Source organism: Nitrospira sp. CMX1 (genome assembly GCF_054902215.1).
Map to the genome: position 1 here is coordinate 58,137 of NZ_JBUBKD010000062.1, position 12,618 is coordinate 70,754.

The following is a 12,618-nucleotide window of genomic DNA, read 5'->3' on the forward strand; positions in this document are numbered from 1 at the left end:
GCTCCTTCATTCAAGCTCGAACGGTAAGGTTTTCCGCGGTACCACCTCCGTCGGTTCAAGGACCGGGATCTCGCGGTCGGAGGAGACACCCAATTCTTTGAATCGGCGTGCCGCCGGGAGAATACGCGTTTCCAAGGAACCGATGGCGCGATTGTATGCTGAGACGCTTTTCCCGAGTGATTGGCCGACATCGTTCATATGTCCGGCTAACACCGCCATTCGTTCGTACAACTCTTTCCCGAGGCGACCTGCTTCTTCAGCATGGGCGGTCATTCGTTCCTGGCGCCAACCGTACGCCACCGCACGGAGTAAGGCTATGAGCGTTGAGGGGGTGGCTAAGACGATCCCATTGGCAAAGCCTTCTTCAATAAGTCTAGGGTTCTGATCCAGCGCGGCACCGAGAAATTGCTCGCCGGGCAGGAAGAGCACGACGAATTCTGGCGCCCGGTCGAATTGTGTCCAATAGGCTTTCAGCGACAATTCATCCATGCGACTCTTGACCTGCGCGGCATGGCGACGTAAAGCGTCGGCCTGTTGTGCCTCATTCTGCGCCTCATGGGCATCAAGATAGGCGGAAAGAACGGTTTTTGCGTCGACGACGATTTGCCGTCCTCCGGGAAGCTGGACCACCATATCCGGACGGAGGCGTCCTTCGTCCCCGATAACGGAGAGTTGCTCCACAAAATCGCAGTGATCGACCATGCCGGCCAGTTCGGCCACGCGTTTCAAGGTGAGCTCGCCCCATTGGCCTCGTACTGCCGGAGCCCGCAAGGCCTTGACCAAGTTGCCTGTCTCTTGTTGCAACCGTTGCTGGGAATCGGCCAATGATTTCAGGTGTTGATCCAATCCGCCGTAGGCGGACTGACGAGACTGTTCCAGCAGTCGCAATTCTTCATTATAGCGGTGAAGAGAATCGTGAAGGGGCCGAACCAATGCATCGATGGCCTGCTGTCGTTGAGCGAGGTCGCCATCTGCTTTGATATGCAGGCTTTCGAACGACACGGTAGCGAGTTTCAAGAACGCTTCGTTGTTTTGCTTCAATGCTTCGCCGGACAGGGCTTGGAACGATCCGATGAGTTCATGGCGTGTATGATCGAGCAAGGCTTTCTGCTCCACGAGCTGCCGTGCTGCGTCTTCCATTCTGGTTTCGGCCGCGACCCTGGCTTGTTGAACTTCTGCCAATTCTTGACGGAGAGAGGCCATCACGGTTCGTTCTTGTTCCACTTGTTTTCGTAGCTCGTCCGCGGTTGCTTCGGCTCGTTGCGCGTGAGGTCGTAAACGACTCGTGACCCACAACCCTACCAACACACCGCCCAGGAACAGTCCGGTTACGAACCCCACCAGACTACTAGGAGCCATGCCCATGAGAAATTGATCCATGTCGGATGCACCACTATCAATAATACGTATCCGCTACATATAGCGTGACGAATTAATAATTCTGGGAAGGTTACGCAAGGTATTGAAAAAGGTCAAGGAGCAGACGGATCGGGATCAATTAGCCCTAGCCGTTCTTCAACGATGGAGATGGCTCGATACGAATGGTCCCGGATCCGGCATCGATGGTGACCGGCAGCCCATCAGATAGTCGTGTCATAGCCGCTTCCACATTCGCGATAGTCGGTAGTCCGTATTCTCGCGCAATGATGGCTCCATGAGAAAGGGTGCCGCCCATTTCTGCAATCAACCCTCCTGCAAGACCGAAGAGAGGAGCCAAGCCTGGGTCGATGACTGGTACCACCAAAATTTCTCCGGACCTCACCTTGCTCCAGTCTGCTGCCGATCTGATGCGACGAACCGGACCAGTCACGGTTCCAATGCTGATTGGCATGCCGGATAACACGCAGTTCCCGTCGAAGTGTTCTCGTGGCATGGCCTGCTGGTTGACAGCCGGCCAGTCGTAGATGGTGTCGGGTACTTGGATCATGGCCTGATGTTCTCGGTCAGTTCTCCGGGCAGCGATGACAGCTGTCCAGTCTTGTGTGGAACCTGTTACCAGGTCGGTCTGATCGGCGGTGGTTAAGAAAAAAATGTCGTCGGCTTGCTGAAGCAATCCTCGCTCGACAAGACGTTCTCCGAGCCGGATCAGGAGGGTTCGAACGGCTGCCGAGTAGTACATCAGATAGTGCCGGTTTGCTTCTCGCAGCGAAAAAAATCGGCACAACCGGCGATAACACCAGAGAAAGATGGCCCATCGGTCCAACCGCCAGCCCAACCGTCGCTTGATCTCGGCCAGCGCCGAAGATTGTCTGTTGGCCTGACGCAATCGAACAGTATCCTGCGGCTGGGTATTGGAGATCACTTGGGCGCGTAGAATCGAAAGAATTGCCGTGGGGTTATCGGCGAGACGTGGCGACATCACATCTGATTCGCCGACTGCGCGATGGCCATAATCTTCGAGATACTTGTCGAAGATGCGCAGAAACTCTGTGCCGGCGAGAGTGGTTCGGAATGTCGTCGGATTCCACGACACCGATGTGAGAACGGTACGGGCAGGCACCTCCCCTTTAGCGATGTCGGTGAGCTCAGCCAGCCGCAGAATTTGTTGTGCACTAATGACGGTCCCTTGTCCTTGAAGCGCGGCATTGAGTAGCACTCGCCAGTCAGGACCTAACCAGCCAGGCAGCAGCTTGCTGAAAATCTGAAGACACTGTCCGACTCCCCCGGCAATACCGAACGTGATTTCACGGCTCTCCAGCCATGGGCCGAGCTTATCGAGTTCCGACAGGAGTTTCTCGGGTGATAAGTTCAGCACAGACTCGCGTCGATAGGTAACAGCCAGCTCCTTCATGTCGGCAAAGGCACGTGGCCCCATTCGTTCGACCCGACGCATTTCCTTCAGCATCGACCAGGCGGCACGAAGAGACGTCAGCCCACCAAGTCGTTGGACCTGTGGCGGCGCTTGCAGCGGTTCCCCGCCCATCTGTTCTGCATTGAGCGAGGGGTCGCCACCGAGCTGGGCGACCAACACATGAAAGAGGGTGACGTTCAAGTAAGGACGTCCCTGCAGGATACGGACCGACGTGAGTCCATCGGGGATTCGGCAGCCGAGTCGGCGATAATGGGCCAGAATGTAGCGGTCCATAAAAAGCTCAAGGAATGAAAGACTCAATAGGCTGGGAAGCTCGGGGAGCGTTTCCTTAAAGTTTGTTCGTGACCACTCGCAGTCGTCGTTTGTGAGATCAGCAGATGGTTGGATGCTGGTGATGGGGCGAGCCTGTAGGATCCACAGCTGATTTGTGTCAAAGGCCCATTCGATATCGACGGGCTGTTCGAAGGCACGTTCGATATCCTTTGCTGTGTGAGCGAGCGACAAGAGCTGTCGATCGGTGAGTGAGGATCGGCTTTGCGCATCTCCTTCGATCGAAGCTCGGTGCAGGCCGGCATCTGAGACAAGCAAGCAGCTAGCCTTCTGCGCTAGGAGGCAGGTGCGGATCCGGACGGGTTTTTCCTCTTCTGCTGGTATCTCAACCACATATTGGTCTGGAGTAACAGTCCCGTCGACTAACGGAACGGCGAGTCCGGGGACGGCATTAATCATGACCTGCGAGCATTGCCTTGTGACAGGGTGAATGGAGTACGCCACGCCTGCCGCCTGCGCATCGATCAGGGGTTGAATGACAACAGCCATTCTTGGGGTTCCCCCTGGGCTTTGTCGGGTGAGGTAGCTGACAACCCGTACTTCCCAGGGTGACGCCCAGAGATCTTTGATTGCGCCCTCAACTTCGGTAAGCGTGAGGCCGAGGTGCGTGCGATAGAGGCCGGCAGAAGTCGCATGAGCGGTGTCCTCATCGGTGGCCGAAGAGCGGACAGCCCAGCGTGTTTCAGGAGGTAGCCCCAGCGTCTGTAGTGCGATCAGGCAGTCTGCAGTGAGTCGAGAAATCTCGAGTTGGTTAATTCGAGCACGACAGTCGGCCAATGCCGAAACTTGATCGGATTCCGACAATCCACTGATCCGGTTCCACTCCTCTTGGTCTCGGAAGCCTGACCCATGCAAGTGTTGAGTATAGGCCTCGGTTGTGACGCAGAGCCCCTGTGGTACAGGGAATTCAGCTTCAATCAACCGATGGAGGCCGAGAGCCTTTCCGCCCACGAGACTCAGATCAGTACATTGCGAGAGTGGGAGGATGAAGGGAGGCACCATACCTCCGCATCATATCTAGAGCTGGAGGAAGAGGTAAAGGTCGTTAACGTTGGTGCCTGTCGGGCCGGTGTGAATATGGCATCCGAGCTTCTTTAATGCTGGGTAGGTATTGTGCCGGTTTAATGCAGTGCGGAGGTCAACCTTAAGCCGTTTCGCCCGGGAGACGGTTTTTCCACTCACAAAAGCTCCGGCTGCATCGGTTGGTCCGTCGGTACCGTCGCTGCCTAGCGCGACAACCCATGCATTGGAGAGACAGGAGATTTCCAATGCGGCTGCCGTCGCAAATTCCTGGGCACGTCCCCCCTTCCCACGGCCTGTGACCGTCACCGTGGGTTCCCCCCCTGCCACCACGCAGTAGGGGCGTCTTACGCGACCACGCCCGGTTCTGACCGTGTTACTCAGTTTAACGAACTGCTTGGCTGCGACCAGCGCTTCTCCTGTAATGGGGGAAGCTACAAGTTCGGTGAAGAGGCCTGCTTGCTGTGCTGTACGTGCCACGGCTTCGAGCATGATGGTATTACTGCCGATTATATGGTGGTGCACTGATCGTCTACGAGACGAACCAGGCTTCAAGGTTTCAGGCACCTCTCTTTTCTGGCCCCTCTCCAAGTAACGACGGACCGCCGGCGGAACGGCAGCCCAGATTCTGTAATGTTGCAGTACAGCGATAGCGTCAGCAAATGTGGAAGGATCAGCAGCTGTGGGTCCAGAACCGATTGAGCCAAGATCATCGCCGATGACATCAGAAAGGACGAGGGTGATGATCTTCGCACGAGTGGAAGCGGCAAGTCTGCCGCCCTTAATCAACGAGAGATGTTTTCGGACAATATTGATTTCATTGATCGTGGCGCCACACCGAAGCAGAAGTTGCGTCGTGCGTTGTTTATCGGCCAGGGTTACTCCTAAGACGGGAGCTGGTAGCAGACTTGAGGCACCTCCGGACAAGAGAACGATCAGAAGATCGCTGGGTGACAGACTCTGTGTTAGGCGTAATAGACGTTGCGTTGCTCTAAGTCCCGCACGATTCGGAATTGGATGGCCGGCCTCAAGAACGGTCGTCCGTTTTGTGGCAAGTGAATGCCCGGTTTTGACAATCACAAGTCCATCGTCCAGTCTTTCTCCGAGCACAACCTCTACTGCCTGTGCCATCCTCGCTGATGCTTTACCTGCCCCCGCGACCACCACTCTTTCGGTGTGCGACAGGTCAAACGTTCGCCGCCCTACGCGTAGGGAAGCTCCTTTGAGGGAGACGGTCTTGAGCAGGGCCTGATAGGGATCAGCGGCCTCTAGTCCTGCCGTAAGAAGTCTGTGGAGGAGTGGTCGTACTGGCGAGGAAGGAAGGCGAAGCAACATGGAGATAAACGCTAGGGGGTAGCGTCCTGCTTGAAACATCGATTGGGACAGGTCTGGCGAGGAACTCGTATCTGATAGGATCCTCGAGGGAGCACATCCTTCTTAAATTCTGGGTTCAGCATTTTTAGCTCGAGTAGGTATGTACCGAACTCTTCCGCGACGGACGTCAGTGCTCGTTGAGACTCCTTCACATTTACGATGATGGTCTCTGTCTCCAATGGCATATAGAGATCTTTCTTGGTCAGTCCAAGATACTTTTCGGGTTGGGAGTAGATTTCCTTTGCGGCGATAATACGAGGGACGTATCGCATCGTCTCACGAGGGCCGTGCATCTTCCAATAGTCGGTGATCTTTTGGTCTTTGAGCAGCTTACGAATGCGTTCTTCACCCGCATTGTAAGAGGCCATTGCCAGGAACCAATCGTTGTCCTGAAAGTCTTTGAGATACTTGAGGTACTTCACTGCCGCCTCGGTCGACATTTCAAGATTGCGGCGTTCATCTCGAACGGCGTCACTCTTGAGTCGGTACCGGCGCCCAGTAGACGGAATGAATTGCCAGGGGCCTGAAGCCTTTGCTTTGGAGTATGCAGCAGAAATGCACTTGCTCTCAACCAGCAGCATATACTTGAGATCATCCGGCAATCCGGCATCTGCCAACTGCTTTTCGGCCGGCGGGAAGCATCGGCCGGTACGTTTGGCGAGAATGATACTCTCACCTTGATCCTCTAAAAACTGATAGAACTCATATTCGATCCGTTCTCTTACTTGCCAGTTATCTAGAGGGACCGAAACTCCGGCAAAGGTAATCTTGTCCGGTAGCTTGAAGGAGCTCAGAAAGAATCGTTCTCCCTCCCGCTTAATTTCCGGCAGAATGACGAGACGGTCTTCCGGTTCAGCTTGACTATCCAATAAATCGGTGGCAGGTAGGTCCTTCTCGCTTTCTATTTTTTGTCCGTTCATTCCCCCAGGATCTGTCGTGGCGAACGATAGGACAGATAGGGAAGTGAGGGGGAATATCACTCCGATCGTCAAAAACAAGGGCCGTACCCAATAGGTCATCATTCACAGACTCCTCTAATTCATAACGAGGTCAAATTGCAAATTAATAAGCAGTGAAGCTATCAGTATCCCGAATTGCCAGCAAGCAGAATGGACTTCTCATTCATGTTACACTGCAAGCCTTTATGCGAACTCTGACAGTTCTGAATAAGACTATCACCGATTGCACTGCCTGTCCTCGCTTAGTCGTGTATCGACAGGCGATTGCACGGGAGAAACGGAAACAATACCGGGATTGGGTCTACTGGGGCCGTCCAGTGCCGGGATTTGGAGACGACCACGCGCGCCTCTATGTTCTGGGCCTGGCGCCTGCGGCACATGGCGGAAATAGGACGGGACGTGTTTTTACCGGTGATCGGAGCGGAGATTGGTTGTATGAGGCGTTGTATCGCTATGGGTTCGCTAATCAAGCCGAATCGCAGTCCAGAGGAGATGGGCTCACTCTGCGCGACTGCTATATCGGGGCAACTGTACGGTGTGCGCCACCTGGAAATAAGCCCACACCAGATGAGTTCGAGTGCTGTCGTCAGTACTTGCATGCCGAAGTTCGTTTACTGAAGAAACATCGCGTCGTAATTGCGTTGGGAAAAATTGCATTCGATCACTATCTCAAGACCTGTCGCTCTCAGGGCCGCATGATTCCAGCCCCCGCTCCCAAGTTTGGACATGGAAGCACCTACCGGTTTCCCTGGGGGGTGACCCTGCTAGGTTCCTATCACCCCAGCCAGCAAAATACGTTTACGGGAAAATTGACCAGGCCGATGTTCCACGCAGTCTTTCAGAGGGCCAGGAAAGAAATCGACGGGCTCTGAAGTTGGTGTAACCCGTCAGGCTTGGCACCGCCCCTTACATCCATTTGGTTTTGTGTATCGCCCGTGCACTCTCCACTATTGTTGTCCCTTGGTTTTCCAATCGTCGAGGAATTTCTTGAGGCCGGCATCCGTGAGCGGGTGTTTAAAGAGGGCTTGGAATACACTGTAGGGCATCGTGCAGATGTGTCCTCCTGCCAAGGCTGCCTCCACGACGTGCTGTGGATGGCGGACGCTAGCCACGAGTACCAGCGTCTTGTAATCATAGTTCTTATAAATCGTCAGGATTTGCCGGATAAGCTCCATGCCGTTTGAGCTGATGTCGTCGAGTCGTCCGATGAAGGGTGACACGCACCAAGCGCCGGCTTTGGCCGCCAACATGGCCTGGGTTGGAGAAAAGCAGAGCGTGACGTTCACTTTGATGCCTTCGGCGGCTAACCGTTTTGTGGCTTTCAAACCCTCAGGAATTAAAGGGCACTTCACCACAATATTTTGATGAATTTTGGCCAACTCTTTGCCTTCCTTGACCATGGCGTCTGCTTCTACGCTCACGACTTCGGCGCTGATCGGTCCATCAACGATCTTACAAACCTCTTGCAGCATTTCACGAAAACTTCGGCCTTCCTTCACGACCAAGGACGGATTGGTTGTTACTCCGTCGAGCAGTCCAAAGCTGGCGGCTTCTTGAATTTCTTTCACGTTGGCAGTATCGAGGTAGATTTTCATGATTGTCCCTTTCGTCACGAGAAAACCGTGGACGGATATCAATTCTACTTACTTATCGGTCATTTTATGAGGAACTCAATCGCAGTGCAACTTAATCAGTTCAAAAGTTTGACAGAAGTTCTGCTGAACGTTAGAATTTTTTTCAATTCTTTTTCACCCCATCACGTACCGGAGAAACTGTGATACGACGATTAGCCTATCTGTTGTGTGCTTGTAGCTTCGTCACTGCCTGTGGGGGGAGCAATCCTTACCTGGAGGCGTCGCTTAAGCCGGCTGAGCTTCAAGGAAAGGATAAGGCCTGGTTCGAGAAAAACTGGGGGGCTCCGGCCGGGAAAGCGACTCGGTTTTTTGGGGGGGAAAATTGGACCTACTACAGTATTGCTGGAGGAAAATCAGGCCCGCTGTTTTTCAACTTTAAACCCAATGAATGTCAAATTACACTCAAGTTTGACAAAGATGAAAAGCTCTCTGACTACAGCTATTCGTCAGGTTGCTAAGCTGAACTCAACTGTAGATACCCTCACCGAATCTACGTATCGAGTTGCTTTGTCCCGCATTCAACTTGATGCCTAGGTAGGGTGCTCATTCCGAAACTTCCCCGCGCACTCTTTGCTGCAGAAACAATATTCACGCCCTCCGATCAATTCAATTAGGGCTATTCGTCTCGGGACGAATATGTGGCAGACCGGGTCCTGGATCATCTGGTCTTGTTCATCATCTGGTCTAGGCGAGGACGAATTCTGGCGACCAGTCTGAAGTGGAGTTTTGGAGCCACGGAACATTTGCCTGAGCAGATAGTAGAGAATGGTGAGGAGCAAACTGAGAAGGATTAGCCTATACATAGTGGTCAGCTAGTCACTGATCCACAATCTTATGAGGCCAATCGTTACCTGTCAAGATGATCACTGTCCAACGATTGTGTACTACAATTCGTGTTCTCAGTTCATACGGCCTATTTCTGAATAGGTCTTATCGGGGCCATTGCTTGTCGGCATCCAGTACTTCAGGAGGACTAGTTTTCCCTATCTCATGATGCTAAAGTGCGCACCCATGAAGACTTGTGATAAATGTCATGGGGCGATGCTTCCAGAACGGGCAGTGGATTTGGATGCCGGACTGGCGATCACCGTGTTTGCCTGCTTGAATTGTGGTCGTCGGAAGGCAGCGGATCAGGAACCTCGGCCGATCACGGCGCGACACTAATCCTTCCTGTCTGCTTCCAAACTACCACTCGCAATGGGCGAGCAGAGTGGGAGGGTATGGGTCCATCACCGTTCCTTCCAAGCTCCTGTCCATTGAGTCCACCCTTCTTGGGGTAAGCTCGCCGATATGTCATATGTCGGCGATAAGAAAACAACCCCAACCCCAAGAAACCATGGGGAACGTGTATCTTCTGAACTGACCAGGCACAGACTTCACTCTGTGTCCCTGATTCTGAGAAAACCTCTTCGCTCTTCAGCCTGATCTGGATTGTTCAATACGGCGAGGTGAGAAAAAATATTACGAAGCCTGCCGGCAGAAAGATGCCTCGGTCCTGAAGTGCTAGCGAAGACTCAAGACATCCATCATATCGTACAGGCCTGGCGGTTGGCGGACAACCCATCTTGCAGCACGGAGAGCTCCGCGAGCGAAGGTATCCCGACTACTCGCTCGGTGTGTCACCTCTATGCGTTCGCCCATGCCACCGAACAGGACAGTGTGGTCACCGACAATATCACCGGCGCGAATAGTTTGGATCCCGATTTCTCCTTTGGTTCGTTCGCCGATCAACCCTTTACGAGTATAGACACCCACTTGATTCAAGTCGCGACTGACGGAACGTGCGAGGACCTCGGCAATTTTGAGCGCTGTGCCGCTTGGGGCGTCTTTCTTCAGCCTGTGGTGAGCTTCGATCACTTCGATATCGTAGTCGTCTCCAAGGGTCTTCGCCATCTCACTGATGACTTTGTAAAGGAGGTTGATGCCAACGCTCATGTTCGGAGAAAACACACAGGGAATGTGCTGGGTAAGCGTTTTGAGTTCATCGAGCTGGCCGGTTGAGAATCCAGTTGTTCCAATGACCGCTGCGCGTCGAGAGTAAACGACCGTTCGTAGATGATCTAGAGTCGCCTCTGGAGAGGAAAAATCGACTACGACCTCCCCACGCTCCATCAAGGCTGAAAGATCGGCCGTAATTGGAATGCCAGCTCGTCCTGATCCAGCGAATTCACCCGCGTCCTCCCCCAATGCCGGGTGGCCATTCCCTTCTAGCGCTCCTACCAGCATCAACGCGGTAGAATCTCTGACCAGTGATACCAGTCTGCATCCCATGCGTCCGGCAGCCCCGGCTACGACGACTTTAATCATTTTCTCACCATCAGTATCCTTAGCGTGCGATTAACGAAGCCTCCTTGAGGACCTCGATCAGCTTCTCACGTGGGTCTTGTGCCATTGGGCAGAGCGGCAAGCGTAGTTCTGGGTCGATCTTACCCATCAAGCCCAATGCTTCCTTCACGGGAATTGGGTTCGTTTCAAAGAAGAGCGCGGCAAAGAGAGGAGAGAGCTTGAAATGAAGACGTCGAGCTTCTTCAATCTTCCCATCGGTAAACGCTTTGACAAGCCCAGCCATTTCAGCCGGCATGATGTTGGCGGTGACGGTAATGACACCTTTCCCGCCAACTGCCATCATTGGGAGAGTAAGAGCATCATCACCGGCCAGCACAGTCAGGCGGTCACCACACATCTGTACGAGATCTGAAGCTTGTTGGACGGAACCACTCCCTTCTTTGACTCCAACGATTGTCGGAAGGGTTGAGAGGCGGGCAATCGTAGCCGGGAGCATGTTCACTCCGGTACGACCAGGAATGTTGTATAGGACCAAGGGGAGATCAACTGCTTCGGCAACAGCCCGATAATGACGGTATAGACCCTCCTGTGTGGGCTTGTTGTAGTAAGGAGTGATCAGCAACGCTGCATCGGCCCCGGCCTGTTTCGCATGTTTGGTAAGGGCAATTGCTTCGTCAGTGCTGTTTGAGCCGGTGCCAGCCACCACTGGGACACGGCGACGGACGACTTCTACCGTCAGTTCAATCACTCGATTGTGTTCATCGTGAGAGAGCGTCGCTGATTCTCCGGTTGTTCCACATGGGACAATGCCGCTTGTCCCATGTGCAATTTGCCATTCAATCAGTTCGGACAGGGCTCGTTCATCCACCTTCCCTTTCCGAAATGGCGTCACAATCGCGACAAGAGATCCAGTAAACATGCTCACTCCGTTTCGTTCAAAAACGACGGGATTCTTTCCCCTTTGATAAGGTCGTCGTACGTTTCACGTTCACGAATGATGTAGAAATTGCCACCCTTCACGAGTACTTCAGGAACACGCGGTCGAGAGTTGTAGTTCGACGCCATCACAAAACCATAAGCCCCGGCACTCATGACCGCTAGCAGATCATCAGGTTGTATGTTCGGTAGCGAACGCTCCTTCGCCAGGAAATCCCCTGATTCACAGACAGGGCCGACGATATCCACCATCTGTTTCGGGCGATGGATTGCCGCTTCGGTCACAGGTCGAATCTCGTGGTATGCACCATACAGACTGGGGCGAATCAAATCATTCATGGCAGCGTCAACAATGACGAAGTGCTTTGTCTCACCGGCTTTCTCGTACAAGGCTTTGGTGATCAGGATGCCGGCATTGCCAACAATGACACGGCCTGGTTCCATGACTAGAGTCAGCCCTAAACCCTTGACGAGGGGCGAAATCGCATGAGCTAGGTCCTGAGGCAACGGCGGCTTCTCATCGGAATAGGTGATGCCGAGTCCACCGCCGATATTCAGATAACGGATATTGATGCCATGATTCTTCAGGGTGTCGATCAGTGCCACGACTTTCTTTAGGGAGTCGACGAACGGCGTCACATCCGTCAACTGTGAGCCGATGTGGGCATGAACTCCCACGACGTCGATGTGGCTTAGCGAGGAGGCCATTTTGTATTCTTCCAGCGCGCGATCAGCTGCGATGCCGAACTTGCTCTTTTTCATCCCCGTGGAAATATACGGATGTGTTTTGGGGTCCACATCCGGATTGATTCGCAACGCAATTCGAGCCTTCATGCCGACCGAAGCCGCAACATTGTTGATCGCGTGGATTTCGGCCGCAGACTCGACGTTGAACATGAGGATACCCGCCTTGAGCGCGTCCCGAATTTCATCCGGTGACTTACCGACACCGGCAAAGACGATCTTGGATGCCGGCACACCAGCCTTCAGGGCTCTAAACAGCTCACCGCCTGATACAATATCCACTCCGCTCCCTTCTCGCGTCATCAACCGAAGAATGGCGAGGTTGGAGTTGGCCTTCATGGCAAAGGCGATGACGTGCGGAATATCCTTGAACGCACTGTCATAAGCATGAAAATGGCGAATGAGGGTCTCATGGCTGTAGATATAACAAGGAGTGCCCAGTTCTTTCGCAATTCGGCTGACTGGTACTTGCTCGCAATACAGTTCGCCCTGTTGGTACTCAAAGCTATGCATCGTCTCGATC

At 53.5% G+C, this 12,618-nt stretch carries 11 protein-coding genes; 3 read left to right on the forward strand and 8 right to left on the reverse strand.

Annotated elements, in window-relative coordinates:
- Nucleotides 1-6 precede the first annotated feature (6 nt).
- The 4 genes from ACYX34_RS14915 to ACYX34_RS14930 all read right to left on the reverse strand — a co-directional run bounded on the left by ACYX34_RS14915 (nucleotide 7) and on the right by ACYX34_RS14930 (nucleotide 6,558).
- A complete protein-coding gene (locus tag ACYX34_RS14915; RefSeq protein ID WP_462077366.1) occupies nucleotides 7-1,380 on the reverse strand; it encodes a DNA recombination protein RmuC in 1,374 nt (457 codons plus the stop codon).
- Between the two features lie 124 nt (nucleotides 1,381-1,504).
- Nucleotides 1,505-4,144, reverse strand: a complete 2,640-nt coding sequence (locus ACYX34_RS14920) for a PEP/pyruvate-binding domain-containing protein (protein ID WP_462077367.1) — start codon at nucleotides 4,142-4,144, stop codon at nucleotides 1,505-1,507.
- Nucleotides 4,145-4,159: 15 nt separating this feature from the next.
- Nucleotides 4,160-5,536 carry a glycerate kinase type-2 family protein gene (locus ACYX34_RS14925; protein WP_462077368.1) on the reverse strand — a complete coding sequence of 459 codons (1,377 nt, stop codon included), beginning with the start codon at nucleotides 5,534-5,536 and terminating at the stop codon, nucleotides 4,160-4,162.
- Complete coding sequence (locus tag ACYX34_RS14930) at nucleotides 5,509-6,558, reverse strand: lytic transglycosylase domain-containing protein (protein ID WP_462077369.1); 1,050 nt, start codon at nucleotides 6,556-6,558, stop codon at nucleotides 5,509-5,511. The genes ACYX34_RS14925 and ACYX34_RS14930 overlap by 28 nt, the downstream gene beginning before the upstream one ends.
- A 122-nt stretch (nucleotides 6,559-6,680) precedes the next feature.
- Here ACYX34_RS14930 and ACYX34_RS14935 point away from each other — a divergent pair, with 122 nt between their 5' ends.
- Nucleotides 6,681-7,367 (forward strand): uracil-DNA glycosylase, encoded by a 687-nt coding sequence (locus ACYX34_RS14935; RefSeq protein WP_462077370.1) that lies wholly within the window; start codon nucleotides 6,681-6,683, stop codon nucleotides 7,365-7,367.
- A 75-nt stretch (nucleotides 7,368-7,442) separates the two neighbouring features.
- Here the strand turns inward: ACYX34_RS14935 and fsa are convergent, their stop codons facing one another.
- Entirely contained in the window at nucleotides 7,443-8,090 is a 648-nt protein-coding gene (gene fsa / locus ACYX34_RS14940) for a fructose-6-phosphate aldolase (protein ID WP_462077371.1), read from the reverse strand.
- 179 nt (nucleotides 8,091-8,269) lie between these two features.
- Between fsa and ACYX34_RS14945 the strand changes: the two genes are divergently transcribed.
- Both ACYX34_RS14945 and ACYX34_RS14950 read left to right on the forward strand, forming a co-directional pair.
- Nucleotides 8,270-8,587: a hypothetical protein gene (locus ACYX34_RS14945; RefSeq protein ID WP_462077372.1), complete on the forward strand. Its 318-nt coding sequence runs from the start codon at nucleotides 8,270-8,272 to the stop codon at nucleotides 8,585-8,587.
- Nucleotides 8,588-9,140: 553 nt separating this feature from the next.
- Nucleotides 9,141-9,293: a hypothetical protein gene (locus ACYX34_RS14950; RefSeq protein WP_462077373.1), complete on the forward strand. Its 153-nt coding sequence runs from the start codon at nucleotides 9,141-9,143 to the stop codon at nucleotides 9,291-9,293.
- A 339-nt stretch (nucleotides 9,294-9,632) separates the two neighbouring features.
- Here the strand turns inward: ACYX34_RS14950 and dapB are convergent, their stop codons facing one another.
- The 3 genes from dapB to lysA are packed head-to-tail and all read right to left on the reverse strand — an operon-like array spanning nucleotide 9,633 to nucleotide 12,608.
- Nucleotides 9,633-10,436: a 4-hydroxy-tetrahydrodipicolinate reductase gene (gene dapB / locus ACYX34_RS14955; RefSeq protein WP_462077374.1), complete on the reverse strand. Its 804-nt coding sequence runs from the start codon at nucleotides 10,434-10,436 to the stop codon at nucleotides 9,633-9,635.
- A gap of 19 nt (nucleotides 10,437-10,455) precedes the next feature.
- Complete coding sequence (gene dapA / locus ACYX34_RS14960) at nucleotides 10,456-11,334, reverse strand: 4-hydroxy-tetrahydrodipicolinate synthase (protein WP_462077375.1); 879 nt, start codon at nucleotides 11,332-11,334, stop codon at nucleotides 10,456-10,458.
- 2 nt (nucleotides 11,335-11,336) lie between these two features.
- On the reverse strand, nucleotides 11,337-12,608 hold the full coding sequence (gene lysA, locus ACYX34_RS14965) for a diaminopimelate decarboxylase (protein ID WP_462077376.1): 1,272 nt from the start codon (nucleotides 12,606-12,608) through the stop codon (nucleotides 11,337-11,339).
- Nucleotides 12,609-12,618 lie beyond the last annotated feature (10 nt).